The organism is Alkalihalobacillus sp. TS-13 (assembly GCF_019720915.1).
Lineage (GTDB): Bacteria > Bacillota > Bacilli > Bacillales > Fictibacillaceae > Pseudalkalibacillus.
Genome location: NZ_JAHKSI010000025.1, coordinates 1 through 369, shown reverse-complemented (window position 1 = coordinate 369; position 369 = coordinate 1). Strand labels below are relative to the sequence as shown.

The following is a 369-nucleotide window of genomic DNA, read 5'->3' as shown; positions in this document are numbered from 1 at the left end:
GCCATCTTTCCAGCTCCAGTCGGACAGGCGCGGAGACTCTTCTGGAAGGATCCGCCGCGATGGCCGCCCAGGGAGAGCCGCAGGTCCAGTTCAAGCTCGTCCTGGTGGGCGACGGCGGCACCGGGAAGACAACCTTCGTGAAGCGCCACTTGACGGGCGAGTTTGAGAAGAAGTATGTAGCCACCCTGGGCGTGGAGGTGCACCCGCTCGTCTTCCATACCAACAGAGGACCCATCAAGTTCAACGTGTGGGACACGGCCGGCCAGGAGAACCCGGAGCCGCAGGGTCTTGGGCCGCCGGAAGGTGGGTGACGTTCGGATCTTCTTCTTTTTGTGGCTGTGGACGCTTTTCCCCACATCCTCTTCTTCG

The 369-nt window shown here is 62.1% G+C and carries 1 protein-coding gene; it reads left to right on the top strand.

What is annotated here, in order from left to right; genetic code table 11:
* Positions 1–311, top strand: a 311-nt coding sequence (locus KOL94_RS24950) for an ADP-ribosylation factor-like protein (RefSeq protein WP_221569344.1), incomplete at its 5' end; no start/stop codon positions are given.
* Positions 312–369 lie beyond the last annotated feature (58 nt).